At 66.5% G+C, this 15809-nt stretch carries 16 protein-coding genes; 4 read left to right on the top strand and 12 right to left on the bottom strand.

From position 1 onward, the window contains the following. Positions 1–333: 333 nt before the first annotated feature. Positions 334–543, top strand: coding sequence for a hypothetical protein (locus SAOR_RS15265; RefSeq protein ID WP_123592180.1), 210 nt, complete (start codon positions 334–336; stop codon positions 541–543). 841 nt (positions 544–1384) lie between these two features. Here SAOR_RS15265 and SAOR_RS15270 read toward each other — a convergent pair. Further along, positions 1385–1894: a hypothetical protein gene (locus SAOR_RS15270; RefSeq protein WP_123632171.1), complete on the bottom strand. Its 510-nt coding sequence runs from the start codon at positions 1892–1894 to the stop codon at positions 1385–1387. A gap of 401 nt (positions 1895–2295) precedes the next feature. Between SAOR_RS15270 and SAOR_RS15275 the strand changes: the two genes are divergently transcribed. Together SAOR_RS15275 and SAOR_RS15280 are read left to right on the top strand one after the other, a co-directional pair. Continuing rightward, complete coding sequence (locus tag SAOR_RS15275) at positions 2296–2787, top strand: hypothetical protein (RefSeq protein ID WP_123632172.1); 492 nt, start codon at positions 2296–2298, stop codon at positions 2785–2787. Between the two features lie 105 nt (positions 2788–2892). After that, positions 2893–3651 (top strand): class I SAM-dependent methyltransferase, encoded by a 759-nt coding sequence (locus tag SAOR_RS15280; protein WP_123632173.1) that lies wholly within the window; start codon positions 2893–2895, stop codon positions 3649–3651. Positions 3652–3961: 310 nt separating this feature from the next. Here SAOR_RS15280 and SAOR_RS15285 read toward each other — a convergent pair whose 3' ends face one another. From SAOR_RS15285 to SAOR_RS15335, 11 genes are all read right to left on the bottom strand, one after another. Then, positions 3962–4999 carry an oligopeptide/dipeptide ABC transporter ATP-binding protein gene (locus tag SAOR_RS15285; protein WP_123632174.1) on the bottom strand — a complete coding sequence of 346 codons (1038 nt, stop codon included), beginning with the start codon at positions 4997–4999 and terminating at the stop codon, positions 3962–3964. A gap of 5 nt (positions 5000–5004) precedes the next feature. Further along, positions 5005–5973: an ABC transporter ATP-binding protein gene (locus SAOR_RS15290; RefSeq protein ID WP_123632175.1), complete on the bottom strand. Its 969-nt coding sequence runs from the start codon at positions 5971–5973 to the stop codon at positions 5005–5007. Further along, the gene (locus SAOR_RS15295) at positions 5970–6821 is read right to left on the bottom strand and encodes an ABC transporter permease (RefSeq protein ID WP_123632176.1); all 852 of its coding nucleotides are present in this window, start codon (positions 6819–6821) and stop codon (positions 5970–5972) included. Before SAOR_RS15295 ends, SAOR_RS15290 begins: the two co-directional genes overlap by 4 nt. Further along, positions 6821–7840 carry an ABC transporter permease gene (locus SAOR_RS15300; RefSeq protein ID WP_123632177.1) on the bottom strand — a complete coding sequence of 340 codons (1020 nt, stop codon included), beginning with the start codon at positions 7838–7840 and terminating at the stop codon, positions 6821–6823. Before SAOR_RS15300 ends, SAOR_RS15295 begins: the two co-directional genes overlap by 1 nt. Before the next feature lie 3 nt (positions 7841–7843). After that, positions 7844–9463 carry an ABC transporter substrate-binding protein gene (locus SAOR_RS15305; RefSeq protein ID WP_123632178.1) on the bottom strand — a complete coding sequence of 540 codons (1620 nt, stop codon included), beginning with the start codon at positions 9461–9463 and terminating at the stop codon, positions 7844–7846. Between the two features lie 275 nt (positions 9464–9738). After that, positions 9739–10557: a transporter substrate-binding domain-containing protein gene (locus tag SAOR_RS15310; protein WP_123632179.1), complete on the bottom strand. Its 819-nt coding sequence runs from the start codon at positions 10555–10557 to the stop codon at positions 9739–9741. 182 nt (positions 10558–10739) lie between these two features. Then, positions 10740–11312 (bottom strand): DUF1989 domain-containing protein, encoded by a 573-nt coding sequence (locus tag SAOR_RS15315; protein ID WP_185015722.1) that lies wholly within the window; start codon positions 11310–11312, stop codon positions 10740–10742. Positions 11313–11443: 131 nt separating this feature from the next. Further along, positions 11444–13072: an amino acid ABC transporter permease/ATP-binding protein gene (locus tag SAOR_RS15320; protein ID WP_123632181.1), complete on the bottom strand. Its 1629-nt coding sequence runs from the start codon at positions 13070–13072 to the stop codon at positions 11444–11446. A gap of 262 nt (positions 13073–13334) precedes the next feature. After that, a complete protein-coding gene (locus tag SAOR_RS15325) occupies positions 13335–14441 on the bottom strand; it encodes an oxamate carbamoyltransferase subunit AllG family protein (RefSeq protein ID WP_245965503.1) in 1107 nt (368 codons plus the stop codon). Then, positions 14438–15085 (bottom strand): SRPBCC family protein, encoded by a 648-nt coding sequence (locus SAOR_RS15330; protein ID WP_123632182.1) that lies wholly within the window; start codon positions 15083–15085, stop codon positions 14438–14440. The genes SAOR_RS15325 and SAOR_RS15330 overlap by 4 nt, the downstream gene beginning before the upstream one ends. After that, on the bottom strand, positions 15075–15593 hold the full coding sequence (locus tag SAOR_RS15335; RefSeq protein WP_123632183.1) for a (2Fe-2S)-binding protein: 519 nt from the start codon (positions 15591–15593) through the stop codon (positions 15075–15077). Before SAOR_RS15335 ends, SAOR_RS15330 begins: the two co-directional genes overlap by 11 nt. A 26-nt stretch (positions 15594–15619) precedes the next feature. Here SAOR_RS15335 and SAOR_RS17005 point away from each other — a divergent pair. Continuing rightward, positions 15620–15809, top strand: a 190-nt coding sequence (locus SAOR_RS17005) for a hypothetical protein (protein ID WP_221180021.1), incomplete at its 3' end; no start/stop codon positions are given.

Consider the following 15809-nt stretch of genomic DNA (forward strand, 5'->3'; position numbering starts at 1 on the left):
CATGGCTTGGCGATCGACCATTCAAAGGTGCTCCTGCCGGGATTCGAGCCGCCGGCCAGGGTGCGAAACCTTCGCTGCGCCAACGATCGGCACGATTGAACGCCGCGAAACTTCGCATTGTTAAATTAAATCGAGAAAACGAGACCGTTTTAAGTTTTCTGTCATCTGCGCGGCGCTATAATCCGCATCGCTGAGCAGCCCCTCACGCCCGCGTCGGGGCTGCTTCTTGTTTCCCCGAGTACTGAGATTCGCCTACGGAACACATACCGGAGTTGCCGCACGCGGCGATTTCCAGTTTTAGTCGTTTCCGGAACGCCTGAGGAGGTTGAAAAAATGTTGGTGCATGTCCGTCAGGCGGGTCTGTCCGCCTGGATAACCCTGCTGGTCGCCGCATCCCTGGTTCTGGGTGGCCTGGCCACCCTGTTCACGAACGACGCGTTTCATTGGCCGGCGGTCGTCGCCGGGCTGGTGATCGCGGGCATTCAGATCGGCGTGAGTCGCAACGCGATCGCGCAGAAGCGCGCCGGTATCCGCTCGGCTTGAGCCACCGAGCGGAACCGGGCGACCGGTCACGATAAGAGTACCCGTCACGACCCCGCCCCGGCGGGGTCGTCTATCGTGCGTGAGCCGGCCACACCGACAGGCAGAATACGGCGGACCGCTCGGCAGCCTGCGCCGTCGCCACCGCCCTCCGCTTCCAGCGGCCGCGGCCGACCTGCGTGCCCGTCATTACGCCGGTCGGATCATCCATCGTGCGGGCCGACCCGCCGCAGCGCACCCACGCGGCACGGCACGATGCGGGTCACGCCACACACGAGGCAGCCCGGGGCCTGGCTGCTCGGCAACCGGACGGGCTATCGCCCGGGCCACACGCCAGCCCGACGCCGACCGAACGGCCGCTGCATGACCGGCGACAAGCCGGCGCGATACTCGGCACGCAATGGATCGCGCCGACGAACCCACGCCGGCCTTGCCCCTACCGGAATCGCGCGGCGCGGTCACATCGAGCCTCTGGGGGATCAGTCTCGCGCCGGGCTTCGCCATCGGCGCTCCTTCAAGAGGCGATTCGCCCGCTGGAGGAGATATCCGCTATCCGCCGATGTCGCCGTGATCACGATACCCTCGCGACACTCGACTGCGGCCTCGCAGAGCCACGATCCGGAGACCGCCCCGCACCCCGCCACGATGACCATGCGTACGCCGGCCACGGCGAGCGATCGCATGCTCCGATCGCCTCACACCGGCGGCGATCCGGCACTGATGGACTCGTACGGCGCGGCGTGACAGGGTCACGAGCAGCAGGCCGGGAGGACAACCGGATCATGGCCGCGGCGGCGACCAAGACGCCGTGAGGCCACCAGGCAGCGGCGGGCGCCGGCGAACCTCAGGCGACGCGGTTCTCGCGCCGCGCGGTCCCGCCTTCGAGCATCCGCCACACCTGCCGGATGTGACCCAGTCGCCAGGTATCGCCGGTGCGCGACTGCGCGTCGAGCATCGGCGCCAGCGTGCCGTGGGCCCGTGCGGCCTCGCGAACGGCTGCGATTTCCGCGGCGCGCGCCGGCCGTTGCGGCAGCCGGGCCACGCCACAGGTGATCAGGCGCGCGACGAGGCCCATCACCATGAGTGCAAGCGGCGGCGCGAAACGCTCGACGAGCGCGCCATCGGCCGGCTCCGCCGGCCCCTGGCCGGCCACGACCATCAACGTCATGGTCGCCCACAGGGCCCCCGCCAGGAACAGGCCGAGTGCCGGCAGCGCGCGGCCGCTAACCAGCAGGGCCAGGGCGGGCGACGGGCGATAGTCGTCGAATACGAAAGGCGCGTGCGGGGCCGCCACCCGCCCCGCGTCACGCGCCAGCGGGGGCGAGTCGCCGGATTCGATACCGGGACTGTGCATTTGGGTACTCCTTGGCAATAAGGGCGGCGCGGCGCGACGGTCCGCGCGCGGGTGTTCGTGTTCAAAAGGCGATCGGTCGCGCCGGGCCCGACGGTGGGACGCCTAGCCCACCAGTCCGTGTCGGCGGCGACGCCGAGCGGTGTGCGATCGAGCCGGGTGCGTATCCGAGATCACTGCGGCCGGCGAGGGTGTCGACCGCTGCGCAACCGATCGGGGCGATCGGTTGTCTTATCGTGCCGGGAGTATGGGATGCGTCCGCCGTGCGCACCATCCGTATTTGCGCCGATCGCGACCCGCAATCCACCGCACGGCAATGGCTGCCAGCGGTGCGTCATCGGCGTGCGATTGCGCGGCGCATGCGACTGACATAGAGTTCGCGCCGGAGCGCAAGGAGACAGTCCATGCCGGATCTTCCGCGTAGCGCAGGGGCCTCGCATCGGCGGCGGCCCGACGACGAAGCGCCTTCGGCGTTCGATATCGCCTGCCGGGTGAACGAACGCACCAGCGCCCTCGTGATCGACGATCGCGACACCCCCGGTGCAGCGCTGGCCACGGCGGCCACCGCGGCCCTGGCGCTGTATGAACTGGATTCTCGATTCACGCACGCCTCGGCCCGCGCCGAAACGGCGCTGCTGGGTATCGACAATCCCTCCCAGTCGGCGGTGCGGGCCAACGCGCTCGCCGGCCTGATGCTGCTGGAACTGGCCACACCCGCCCCCGATATGCGCATCGTCGAGCAACACCTGCTGCGCACGCTGCACCTCGTCGAAGTCTACTGTGGCGGCCGCGAACGGCTCCATCGTGCGATCGACGACCTGCGGCTCGGCCGCCGCGCGCAGAACGACACCCGCGTCGGCCCGCATCCCGAAAGCCGGTACCCGCACATACCCTGATAAGCTGAACGTCCATGGCGGTGGCGCAACGCGCGCGACGCGCCGGATCTTGAACTTGTGTGCCGCCGAGGCGTCACACAGGTGCCACCCGACGGCTGCCATCGCATGAGCCCATCCCCCCGACGCGCCACGCCCGCCCACGTCAACAATCAGGCGCATGTGGACCAATATGCAGCCGGTCGATACCGTTCGCCGTCGCAGCGGTTTGTGAACTGGCGCGAGCACCGCATCGCCCGCGAGCTGCTGGCGCACAGCGCCGATGCCGGCTCGACCCATGTGGTCGACATTCCCTGCGGCTACGGGCGTTTCTATCCGCTCTACAAGACCATGGGCTATCAGGTCACGTGTCTTGACCGCTCGGATGCCATGATCGAGTGGCTGCGCAGCAACCAGGCGCAGGAACAGGCCGACCGGGAGCGCGTCCAGCGCGCCGACATCCTCGACCGCCTGCCGGTCGACACCGATGTCGACCTCGCCGTGTCCATCCGCATGTTCCAGCACATCCCCAGCCGGGAGAGTCGGCGTCAGGCGCTGGCCGTGCTTGCCGAGGCCGGCAACGGTCGGGTCCTGATGACCTACTACGATCGCCGCTGCCTGCACTACTGGACCAAGCGCATGGTCCGACGCCTGCGCGGCAAGCGCGTGGGCATCAACATGCTGTCCGGGCGCACGATGGACAACGATATCAAGAGCGCCGGCCTCAAGGTGGTTCGCCGAAAACGCCTGCTCTGGGGGCTGCACGCCCAGACCTGGGTGCTGCTCGAATGGGCCAAGAAACCCGTCCGCGGCGTGCAGATCGCGCTCGGCGCCCTGCTCGCCGAACGCCTGCTGCAGCCGGCAACGCAGCTTGTCGCAGCCATCTAGTCGGTCTCGAGCGTCTCCGGCTCCAGATTCAGCGCGGGCGAAAAGACCGCCGCCGACTCATTATCGAAAAACGCGCCCGCCTATCGGCACTTTGCGCCGAAGAGCGGGTACATACCCGCTTCGTATGCCAGCCGGTACGTCGTGTTATTTGCCCGTAATTCCCACAATAGGGTGCCACTCGGTACGAGATGGCGCGGCGCTTTCTGACGCAAACGACCACTGGCGCCGAGGGGCACCGCATGTCGCGGACGCCATACCGTATATCCGGTATCTGCGCCGCTCGAACGCAGGCCATCGCCACGCCCATCGTTTATTGAAAACGTAGAGCGGAGAGCGGGCTCGCTTCATCAGCGAAATGACAGGCCGCTTCATGCCCCTCCGCCAGCCGTTGCAGGCGCGGCTCATTCCGTTGGCACTGGTCGACGCCGCGCGGGCAACGGCCGTAGAAGCGACACACGTTCGGGTCCGGATTGACCGGGCTGCGCGGATCGCCCGGCAGGTGAATACGCTCGACTTCGCTTTCCTCGATCGTGCGCGGGATCGCCGAAATCAACGCGCGCGTGTAGGGATGCGCGGCCTGCTCGAAGACCTGTTCCGCGGTGCCGGTTTCCACGATCCGCCCGAGATACATCACGATCACGCGGTCGCAGAGCAGCCGCACGACGTTGAGATCGTGAGACACGAACAGATAGCTGATACCCAGGCGGCTGCGCAGATCGGCGAGCAGCTTGAGAATCACCGCCTGGACCGACACGTCGAGCGCCGAGGTGGGTTCGTCCAGCACCAGCAGCCGCGGTTCGGGCGCGAGCGCGCGGGCGATATTCACGCGGGCTTTCTGGCCGCCGGACAACTGATGCGGCAAGCGGTCCAGCAGCTCTTCCGGCAGGCCGACGTCGCGAGCCAGTTCGGCCACCCGCGGCCGGCAGTCGGCTGTCGCCATTTTCTTCAAACGCCGCAACGGTTCGGCGATCGCATCGAAGGCGCTATGGCGCGGGTTGAGGCTGTCGTGCGGGTCCTGAAAGACCACCTGAATCGCCCCTCGTTCGGGCGAGCGCGCGAACGCGCGCGTATTGATGGCGGCAATATCCTCGCCTTCGAACAGGATCGCGCCCGCGCTGGGTTCGATCAGCCGCGTGATCAGGCTCACCAGTGTCGATTTGCCACAGCCGGACTCGCCCACCAGGCCGACGCTTTCGCCCGCGCCGATGGTGAAATTCACATCATCCACGGCATGCAGCTTCGGCGCCGGGCACGGCTGATGGCGGGCCCAGCCGCGCAATGCACGCATCGGCGCCGACTCGCCGTCGGAGACCGGATACAGCTTGGACAGCCCCTGAACGTCGAGCAACGGTTTTATAACGGCCTCCGACAAGCGAAATAATGATCGGGCGCCTGCGCGTCGGCGTCGAAGCGCGGGCCGGGGTCGTCACATTCGGCGACCCGGCGCGAGCAGCGCTCGGCAAAACGACAGACCGGCAGATCGGCGTTGAGCGGCGGAATACGCCCGGGCACCGATTCCAGCGCATCGAGCGCGGTGGTGCTGGTCGGTGTCGCCCCCATCAGGCCGGCGGTATACGGATGGCGCGGCGCAGCGAACAACGATGCGGTCGGCGCGGTTTCGACGACCTGACCGGCATGCATGACCGCGATCCGGTCGGCGTACTGCGAGGCCAGCGCCAGATCGTGGGTGATCAGCAGCGTGGCCAGCCCGGTCTCACGGCCGAGCTCGGCCAGCAGATCCATGATCGTGGCCTGGGTGGTCACATCCAGGCCGGTGGTGGGCTCGTCGGCGATCAGAAGCCGCGGTTTGCAGCACAGCGCGATCGCGATCATCACGCGCTGACACAGCCCGCCCGACAACTCGAACGGATAGGCATCGTAACGCCGCCCCGGGTCAGGAATACGGACCTGTTCGAGCGCTTCGATCGCGCGCCGTTTGGCATCGCCCCGGGCTACGGGGCCATGCCGACGCAGCACGTCCTCGATCTGGTGGCCGACCTTGCGAATCGGGTTGAGCGCGGTACGCGGGCTCTGAAAGATCATCGCCATCTCGCGCCCGCGCACTTCGTCGAGCTCGCGGCGTTTGGCCTTGAGCAGATCCATGCCGCCGAAGTCGACCCGCCCGTTCGGGATACGCGCCGCATCGTCGAGAATACCCATGATCGAAAACGCCGCGACCGACTTGCCGGAGCCGCTTTCGCCCACCACGGCCAGGGTTTCGCCGCGTGCGACCGACAGCGCGATTCGGTCGAGCACATGCACCGTGCCGGCACGGCTGCGAAATTCCACGCTCAGGTCGGAGACTTCCAGCAACGCACTCATGTACGGCGTCTCGGGTCGATCAGGTCGCGCAGCCCGTCGCCCATCATGTTGAAACAGAACACCGCGAGCATGAGCGACACACCGGGAAACACCGCCAGCCACCATTCACCGGAGACGATGAACTGGGCGCCTTCGGCCACCATGATCCCCCACTCCGGCGTGGGCGGGCGCACGCCCAGGCCGATGAAAGACAGGCCGGCCGCGTTCAATATCGCCCAGCCCATGTTCAACGACAGCTGTACCATCATCGCCGGCAGGATGTTCGGATACAGATGACGCGCGAGCACGCCGATATTGCCGTTGCCGGCCACTTTCGCCGCCGCGGCAAAGCCGGAGTCGCGCCGTACGCCGATCTCGGCACGGGCCACGCGCGCATAGAACGGCAGATTGATCACCGCCGTGGCATAGACGATGTTCTCCACGCTGTTGCCGAGCACCGCGACGATGCCCATCGCCAGCACGAACAGCGGAAAGGCCATGACCGTATCGATGACCCGGCCGATCACGCGGTCGGTCCAGCCGCCGTAGTAGCCGGCCAGGCTACCCAGCACGCTGCCGCCGAAGAATGCCAGCGCGACGGCCGAGAGCGCGATCATCAAATCCAGCCGTGTCGCCACGATCACCCGGCTGAGCACGTCTCGCCCCAGATGGTCGGTGCCGAACCAATGCTCGGCCGACGGCGCCATGAGCTTGATCGCGGTATCGCTGGCCAGCGGGTCGTAGGGCGCAATCCACGGCCCGAAGGCCGCCAGCAGCACGAGCAGAAAGAACAGGCCGAAAGAGACGACCGTCAGCGGGTTTTCGCCGAGCACATAGCGGGCGTGGGTGAACGTCGAGGTGGCAGCCATTAGTTCGCTGCCCTAATCCGCGGATCGATCACCGCATACAACAGATCGATCGTCAGATTCAGGGTGACAAACAGCAGCGCCATCGCCAGCACGAAGCCCTGGACGGCCGCATAGTCGGAGGCCACCAGCGCATCGATCGCGAACGAGCCGATCCCGGGCCAGGAAAACACCTTTTCGACCAGCACGTTGGCGCCCAACAGAAAAGAGAACACCATGCCCAGCGTGGTGAGCACCGACAGCAGCGCGTTACGCAGCGCATAGGTGAACAGCACGGTACGCATGGCCAGGCCGCTGGCGCGGGCGGTCCGGATATAGTCGCTCGACAACACATCCAGCATGGCCGCCCGGGTCATGCGCGCGATCGGCGCGAGCGCAAAGATGCCCAGCGTGAGCGCCGGCAGGAAGATATGCGCCAGGCTGGCCCGAAAGACCTCGAAATCGCCCGCGATCAGGCTATCGACCAGATAGAGCCCGGTCACCCGATCCGGCGCGATATACATGAAATCCAGCCGCCCGAGCGGCGCGGGCGCCCAGCCGAGCTGGTAATAGAAGACATAGACCAGCAGCAGGCCCGTGAAGAAGACGGGCATCGACACACCGGTCGTCACGATGATGCGACAGATATGATCGACCAGGCTGTTCGGCCGCGTCGCCGCGAGCACGCCGAGCGGTATCGCGACCACGATCGCAATCAGCAAACCGAGCAGGGTCAATTCGAGCGATGCCGGCAGGCGCCGGCCCAGCTCTTCGGTGACATCACGCCCGGTGCTCAACGACACGCCCCAGTCGCCCGCGGCCAGCCCTTTGACATAGCTTGCGAACTGCACCGGCAGGCTGCGATCCAGGCCCATGGCATGGCGTACCTGGGCAATGGATTCGGCGTCCGCGGCCGGGCCGGCGTAATACACCGCCGGATCGCCCGGCAGGGCACGCGTGAGGACAAACGTCACCAGAATCACGCCGAAAAGGGTCGGCAGTGCTTCGAGCAGACGCTTGGCAATCGTTGCCAGACCGGCCATGCGTCAGGCTTTCTTCAACGGCCGGCAATCGAGCTGGCGATGGAACCAGTACTCGTAGCCTTTCACGTTCTTCTGCATCGCCACGTCGAGGTTCGGCTGCCAGAGCGGAATCAGCGGCACGTCCTCGAAGGCGATCGCGATCATCTTCTTGATGTTCGGCACATAGGCCGGGTCGTCGACCGGGATATGTAGTGTGTCGTCGACAAGCCGATCGATGGTCGGATTGCTGTAGTTCATCGAGTTGAACAGATGGCCTTTCACATAGGCCCAGAAGAAGTAGTAGTCGGGGTAGTTCAGCCAGCCGCCGAAGTTCTTCAGGTGCATGGCCAGGCTCTTTTCGACCAAGGCCTGGGTGCGCCAGTTGGCGCCCGGAATCTTGTCGATGGGCGTACGGATACCGATCTTGCCCAGGCTTTCCTGGATCAGCAGCGCGGTGGGCTCGGTCCATTGCGCCAGACCGAGATTGATCGATAACGGCACTTCGAAGCCGTTGCCGTGGCCGGCTTCCTCGAGCAGCGCGCGGGCCTTGTCGAGGTCCGTGTCGTAGGGAAACGGCTGTGGCCAGTCCGAGGATTCCGGCGTGAACGACTGGCCGCCGTGCATCATGCGCCCGCGCCGGTAGGCGGCCGCATCGAATATCTGTTTATAAGGCAGCGCATAGGCAATGGCCTGACGCACGCGCTTGTCGTCGAAGGGCGCCATCTCCACGTTCAGGCCCAGCGCGTTGATACAGTTTTCGATCGGCACGCCGGCCACGTTGATCTTGTCGCTGGCATGCAGGTCGGCCGCTTCCTTGGGCGGCAGATCGAGCGAGATATCGGTATCGCCGCGTTCGATGAGCGCGCGCCGCGTGGACGCCGATGGCACTTCACGGATGATCACCCGCTTGAGTGCCGGCACCTCACCGTTCTGCCAGTCGTCGTAGCGCTCATAAACCGTCTGTTCGCCCGGGTCCCAGCGCAGCAGTTTGTAGGCCCCGCCGCCGGCCGGCGTGCGATGCAGATAATCGGTTGCCCAGGGATCGTCATCGGTCGCATGCGCTTTTGCGACTTCCGAATTGATGATGATCGGCACCGGCACGGCCAGATCGGGGAGCGTGAGCTTGCTCGGGCGCAGGAAGTTGATCTTGAAGGTGTGCTCATCGACGACTTCGAACTGCTCGGGCTTTTCCAGCGAGCCGGCTTTCATCTGCACGGTGGGAAAGCCGCCGACGGTGACTGCGCGGTCGAACGACCATTTCACATCGTTGGCGGTAATCGGCTTGCCGTCCCAGAAGGTAGCGGTCTTGCGCAGATGGAATAGCGCCGACATCTTGTCGTCGGCCACTTCCCAGCTTTCGGCCACCTCGGGCACGAGTGTTTCGTAATCGTACGACACGATGCCGTCGTCAAGTGTTTTCGTGCCGTAGCCGAGCAGCCGGTCGTAGAGATTGACCGCGATCGCATAGCTGGGCCGGTTCGTGCCCTCGCGATGGATATCCATGCTGTTCGGGCCGGCGCCGGTGATCACGATGAGCGTTTCGCGGTTGCCGGCCGCGTGCGCGGGCATGAATTTGAACAGCGGCAGACTGCCGGCCGCGCCGGCCATCAGGGCGCTGTTCTTGAGAAACGCGCGACGATCCATGAAACGACTCCCGTAAGAATGAATGGGCGAGCACGCCGGGGCGCACCCGCCGCTCAGGCGCAGGAGCTGAATGCAATATGTGTACCACCATGCATGCAACAGCCTTGGATTGACGCGACACTACGGTGTGGCCCCGATCGCCCCTCGGTCCCGGGTGAAGCACAGGCGCCGCGGCATCGCTCAAAACGCGACGCCCCTTACCGCGGCCCGGGCGGGCACTCGCGATAAGGGGCGTGCGACGAGAAGCCGGCCGCGGGCGGCCGGGAAAGGCGCTATCAATCGTCGGATTTGATCAGCGCACTCACCGGGATGTCCCACTTCTCGGCATGCTCCTCGGCGGGACCTTCGTTCATGTACCAGTCCATGTCCTCACGGAGGTCGCCCTCGAAGTCGCTGTCCGGGCGCAGCGCGATGCCGACCTTCGTCGTCTTCGGATCACGGAAGGCGATCTCGAACTGACCCTCGTTCTGGGTCTTGGCGTACGCCAGCGTCGTCAACGTTTCGAGAATGCCCGCCAGGCGGCCGTTGGCCAGATGCGGCACCTCCTGTGCCACGGACCGGTAGGACTTGGGCTCGATCGCGGGTTCACCGCGGGATTCGCAGTGCTTCTCGCTGGCCTTCGTCACCGCTTCCATCTCCGGCGCGCTGCCAGTCAGGATGCCGATGTTCTTGCCGCACATGTCCTCGTAACCGGTGATGGTGTCCGCGTCCTCGGCCCTGATCATGACGGCGAAACCGTTCTCGATGTAGTTGATGAAATTCACCGTCTTGCGCCGCTCGGCCGTGTTGTAGATATCCGACACAACCATGTCGACCCGGCCGCTCTTGAGCGACGGCAGCAGACCGTCGAAGGCCGCGGTGGACAGTTCGTAATCCCAGTCGCCGTGCTCGGACATCGCCTCGATCATGTCCATTTCAAAGCCGATCACCTTGGAGCTGTCTTCGGAGGAGCGGTAGCTCAAGGGCGGAAAGTCAGCCGAAGTGATGATCTTGTACGACGCAGCGTCGGCGGCGAACGCCGGAGCGCTGGTCACGGCCGCCGCCAGCAGCGCCGACGCGGTGAGGAGTTTCTTGAAAGGAGTGGTGTCGGTCATGGCTCATACCTCTACGGTTTGGGATGGTTTGCCTTCGGAACGTTGCTCGATGAGATGCGGGAAACCCGCGACGTGGATAACGGCTCTCGGCGACACCGCCCTGCCCGGTGTCGTGGTCGTCGCCCCCTCGTGCCGAGCGCCGTGTGCCTGGACACGACGGCGTCCGGCGCCGTGGCGGGCGATCAACGACTGATCACGACCTCCACGGGGGTCGGTTCGCAACCCGAACACGGGTTGTGGCGTTGCGGGCAGTTGGACAGCACGGCGATCACCGGCATGTCGCAGTGCAATTCCACGTAGTCGCCCGGCCCGGACAGACAGGGCGCGATGCCAATCGCGCCCTCGCCGTCCACGGGGACGTTCATGAAGAAATTCACGTTGGCCACGACATCGCCGGGGCCCAGGCACCAGCGGGCCATTTCCGAGATGAAATTGTCGCGACAACTCGGCGTGTTCTCGACGCCGTAGCGAACGGCGTTGATCTGCGAACTGCAGCACCCGGCGAGCGTGTCGTGGGACCCGCAGGTGTCTGCGGTCACGGTCATCATCGGACGCGCCAGCTCCGAATAGAGCGTGACGCCCTTGCCGACATAGATCGTGCGGGCCAGCTTGATCGTGTTGGCCGCGTTGTACCGCTCGACCGGCATCTCGGCCGAGAAACAGAGAAAATCCACGGCCTGTGCGCCGTGCAGATCCGTTATCTTCAGCCGGTCGCCCTTGTCGAGACGCGCTGACCAGGGGCGTTCAGCGGGCACGACCTCGCGTCGCGATTCGGTAGCAGTGGCGGCTGTCGTGTCGTCGTCCATGTCATCAACCCTCTTGTACGGCTCGATTCACACCGCCGCCAGCGCCACCTCACGTCGCGTGCGGCGGCGCCCGTCGCGGCTCACGTCTCGGCGGTTTTCGACTGGCCCTCGGAACGCTGCTCGATGAGATGCACGAAGTTCTTCGTGCGCGGATTGTCCGGCGCGTTGAAGACGGCATCGGGCGAGCCGGCCTGCACGATCTCGCCGTCTTCCATGAAAACCACCTTGTCCGCCCAGTGGCGCGCGAACACGATCTCGTGGCTGACCACGACCATCGTCATGCCGGACTCGGCGAGCCTGCGCATCAGATCCAGCACCTCGTTGACGAGCTCCGGATCGAGCGCGGAAGTCGGCTCGTCGAACAGCAGCAACTTCGGCCGCGTCGCCACCGCCCGGATGATGGCGATGCGCTGTTGCTGGCCGCCGGATAACTGATGCGGATAGTGATTCTCGTATTCGGCCAGCCCGGCCCAGGCCAGCAGTTCGCGGGCGTCGGTCCGGGCCTGGGCGCGGTTCGCGCCGTGCACGCGCACCGGCGCTTCGATGACGTTTTCGATCACCGTCATGTGGTCGAACAGATTGAAGTGCTGAAAGACCATGCCGACGCCGACCCGGGCCCGCGACCGCGCGGCATCCCGAACCGGTACCGTGCCCGAGGGCGAGGACTGGTAGCCCACGAACTGGCCGCCCACGGTGATCTCGCCGTCGTCGACCGTCTCCAGCCGATTGATCGTGCGCAGCAGCGTGGTCTTACCCGAACCACTGGGCCCGATCAGGAACACCACCTCGCCGGGCAAGATGTTGAACGACACGTCGCGCAGCACACGCGTGCCGTGGAACGACTTGGACACCTTGTTGATCACCACGTAAGGCCGCCGTGATCCCGCCGCGGCAGGCTCTTCACCCTCCCCGGCCGATGCGCGGGCCGGGCCGAGAAACTTCTGCAGCGCCGGGGCCTCGGCCTCGACCCCGTCGCCCTCGCGCGGCGCGCCGGGAACCGGCTCGCCGCCGCGGCCCCGCCCGGCCTGGGCGGCCACCGCGATGGCATGGCCGCGCCGCTCCAGATCCAGATGCCGCTCGAGATAGTTCTGTGCCAGGGCGATGAGCGTGGTCGCTGCGAGGTAAAGCACGCCGGCGGCGAGAAACACCTCGACATACTGAAAGTTGGTCGAGACCACCTGCTCGCTGCTGAGCGTCAGCTCCTGCACGGTGATCACCGAAGCCAACGAGGTGTGCTTGACGATGACCATGCCCTCGTTGGCCATCGCCGGCGCGATCGAGCGCATGGCCTGGGGCATCACCACGCGATGCATGATCTGCCAGGAGGTCAGCCCCAGCGCACTGGCGGCGTCGCGCTGGGTCTTCTTGATCGACTGCAGACCGCCGCGGATGATCTCCGACATGAAAGCGATCTCGTTGAGCATCAGCCCCAGAATGGCGGTCCAGAAGGCACTCAGATTGAGCCCGAACAGCGGCAGCACGTTGTACCAGAACAGCAGCTGAAGCAGGATCGGCGTGCCGCGCATGACCCAGATATAGGGGATGGGCAACAGCCGCAGGATGCGAAAATCGGACATGCGCATCATGGCCATGCCGAGCGAGAACGGCAGGGCCGCCGCGAACGCCACCACCGCGATGATCATCGCCGTGCGCAACCCTTCCCAGAGCAGCGGTAGCGTCAGATAATTCAGAAATGCGCTGAAGTCCATTGAACCCTCATCTCGGTGTCACGAATCCACACACGAGGCACTGAGTGCCACGCGGTCGGGTCGCGACGAATCGTCGTGTCTGTATCCCGGTCGGCGCCGACCCACCCTTCGCGCCGACCGCCCTGTCGATCGATCACCGGTCGAACCGCGTCCGCGCGGCACGACCGCTGTGTTGCGCTGCAACATCGCGCGGTGACATCCACCGCTACAACGTCTGCTGTGTACAAAAAAGCGGTGCCGCGCCACCCCCGGCGCGACACCGCTACCCCCTGAACAGATCCACGCCCGGCGCGTAGACGCCGCGTCCGACGAGCCCACCCGCGGCCGAGGCGTCGACCATGGCCAGATTCACCAGCGGCGAACGCCCGCTGTGCACGACGCGATGCCTGCAGACGAGCCCGGTGTCCGGCTCGAGCAGCGATTCCGCGCACAGTTCCCGTGCAGGTGGCAGCACCTCGGCCCAGGCCGCCAGCAGATCGGCAGCGAAGGCCAGCGCCTGGCCACCCAGCCCGCAGAAATCGATGACCGGGCTGTCGCCCACCGCACCCAGCACCGGCGCCTGTTCGCGACCGGGCAGGTACACGCCGGCCGGCGGTGTGGCGGCGACCGTGCGCCAGCCGACATCGCCGGGAAAGCGCAGACCGAACTCGACGCCGTTGCCGCCGGCCGCCGCGATCGAGCCCCCGCGACGCCGCAGCGCCCAGGCGCTGGCCGCCATGAGCACGGGCAGCACGAAATTGGCGTTGTCCTCGATCGTGCGCGCGTAATCCGCCGGCAGCTCGCCCAATGCCTGCCGAAACGCAGCGTTGACCACGCCCACGCGGGCATGACATTCGTCGCCCGCGGCGAGCCCACGCTCGATCCAGCCGACAACGGGCAGCGGCGCCTCGGCCAGACGGCCGGCCAGCACATCCAAGGCCCATTGCGCCTGAGCGCGCAGGTTGACTACGCACACCGGGTCCGCGGAGCCGAAACGCAGCGCCGGCGGTGCGCTCTCGGCTAGCGGTGCGAGCACTTCATCGGCCTCGTCACCGACACGGAACACCGGCATCGCGCTGGAGACGACTTGGGCGAGCGGCGTGACCACGCCGTGGTCCTGCGCCGGCGCCAGCCGTATCGCGCCGCGGTCCAGCGCCTCGGCGGCCGCGCCGGCATCGCGACCGCCGTGGACGAGCGCATGAATGGCGGCATTCCGGATCGCGTGCGGCACATCGGCATCACCCAGGGGCGGGCCGGCATGCAGCAGCACGTCATCACCCAGCGAGGGCCGCGCCTCGCCCAGCCGGCAGACACCGCGCAGCGCCGCGCCGTCGAAGGCTCGACGCGCCTGCGCCGTCTTCACCGCCAGATCGTGCGGGGCGATACTCACCGCGATGACCTGCGCAGCAGACGGCGCCAGTAACTCGCGATCACCCGCCACACGAGACGCAACACATTGACCGAACCGCTGTCGACCGGCGTCAGGCGCGGCCGCGCCGCGACCGGCTGGCCGCCATCGCCGGCCGCGGGCCGGATGGCGCCGCCCTGCTCGTCCACATCCGGGTCCGCATCGGCCGTCGTCGTGGGTTGCGCTTGCAGCGCGTGCTGCAGATTGTCGGCGAAATCGCGAGTGAGCTGATCGGCCAGCGCCTGAACGATGCCTTCACGGCTGAACTGGGCGAGCTTGCCGGTGATCGAGAAACGAACCGACAGGTCGACGGCGGTCGCCGCGCCTTCCGCGACCACCGCGAACGCGGCTTCGCCCTTCACCCGGCTGTTGCTCTTGCGATCGGTACCGCGGCCTTCCAGGCCGCCCCTGCGCCGGTCGTCGTCGAGTTGGAGATCGCCCTCACCGGTGAAGGCGGCGGTTATCGGACCGAGCTTGACCTGAAACAGCAGTTTCAGATGAGAGCCGTCGACCGGCTCGCGCAAGGACGCCCCCGGCAGACAGTCGACCAGCAGCGCCGGATCCTTGAATGCCCGCCAGACGTCGTCGGCCGGGACATCGATGGTGAAACGCTGTTCAACGTCCATCGGTCGTCTCGTGTCGATGGGTTTCGAGCACGCGCGCGATCGCGCGGACAATGCCCCGGTAACCGGTGCAACGGCAGAGGTTGCCGGCCAGCTCCTCGCGGATGCGCGCCTCGTCGGCGTCCGGCAGCCGCGTGACGATGTCGCGCGCCGTGATCAGCATGCCGGGCGTGCAGTAGCCGCACTGCAGCGCATGCTCTTCGCTGAAGGCGCGACGCAGGGCCTCGCCGAGCGGATCATCGTCGAAGGCTTCGAGCGTGCGGATATCGCGGCCCGCGAAGCGGCTGGCCGACTGCAGACAGGCACGCACCGGCTCGCCGTCGACCTGGACGGTGCAGGCCCCGCACACCCCCTGCTCGCAGCCGAGGTGGGTGGCGGTCAGGCCACAGTGCTCGCGCAGCACATCGGCGAGATGGGTGCGCGGCTCGGCGGTGACCTCTCGCGCCTGCCCGTTGACCTCGAGCGTGAAGCGCACCGCATCGGCCGCGGGAAATTCGAGTTCGACGCTCATGTACGCCCCCGGAGATCGACAATGACGTGGGCCAGCAGCTCGGCATGGAGCGCGCGGCGGTGATCGGTGAGGGCCAGGCCCTCGCCGTCGAGCAGGGCGGCGCGCGCGGCCGGATCGGCGAGTTCATCGAACAGACCGGCGCGTTCGATGACCACCGGCGCGCCGTCGAGCGCGGAGAAGACGAGCCGCTCGACGGCGCGCGCGGGATCGGCCACG

The organism is Salinisphaera orenii subsp. orenii MK-B5, from assembly GCF_003788635.1.
Taxonomy (GTDB): domain Bacteria; phylum Pseudomonadota; class Gammaproteobacteria; order Nevskiales; family Salinisphaeraceae; genus Salinisphaera; species Salinisphaera orenii.

Bases quoted from the DNA above. Each gene is read 5' to 3' on its own strand.
- SAOR_RS15265 (WP_123592180.1), top strand. From the start codon at position 334: ATGTTGGTGCATGTCCGTCAGGCGGGTCTGTCCGCCTGGATAACCCTG.
- SAOR_RS15270 (WP_123632171.1), bottom strand. From the start codon at position 1,894: ATGCACAGTCCCGGTATCGAATCCGGCGACTCGCCCCCGCTGGCGCGT.
- SAOR_RS15275 (WP_123632172.1), top strand. From the start codon at position 2,296: ATGCCGGATCTTCCGCGTAGCGCAGGGGCCTCGCATCGGCGGCGGCCC.
- SAOR_RS15280 (WP_123632173.1), top strand. From the start codon at position 2,893: ATGAGCCCATCCCCCCGACGCGCCACGCCCGCCCACGTCAACAATCAG.
- SAOR_RS15290 (WP_123632175.1), bottom strand. From the start codon at position 5,973: ATGAGTGCGTTGCTGGAAGTCTCCGACCTGAGCGTGGAATTTCGCAGC.
- SAOR_RS15295 (WP_123632176.1), bottom strand. From the start codon at position 6,821: ATGGCTGCCACCTCGACGTTCACCCACGCCCGCTATGTGCTCGGCGAA.
- SAOR_RS15300 (WP_123632177.1), bottom strand. From the start codon at position 7,840: ATGGCCGGTCTGGCAACGATTGCCAAGCGTCTGCTCGAAGCACTGCCG.
- SAOR_RS15305 (WP_123632178.1), bottom strand. From the start codon at position 9,463: ATGGATCGTCGCGCGTTTCTCAAGAACAGCGCCCTGATGGCCGGCGCG.
- SAOR_RS15310 (WP_123632179.1), bottom strand. From the start codon at position 10,557: ATGACCGACACCACTCCTTTCAAGAAACTCCTCACCGCGTCGGCGCTG.
- SAOR_RS15320 (WP_123632181.1), bottom strand. From the start codon at position 13,072: ATGGACTTCAGCGCATTTCTGAATTATCTGACGCTACCGCTGCTCTGG.
- SAOR_RS15330 (WP_123632182.1), bottom strand. From the start codon at position 15,085: ATGGACGTTGAACAGCGTTTCACCATCGATGTCCCGGCCGACGACGTC.
- SAOR_RS15335 (WP_123632183.1), bottom strand. From the start codon at position 15,593: ATGAGCGTCGAACTCGAATTTCCCGCGGCCGATGCGGTGCGCTTCACG.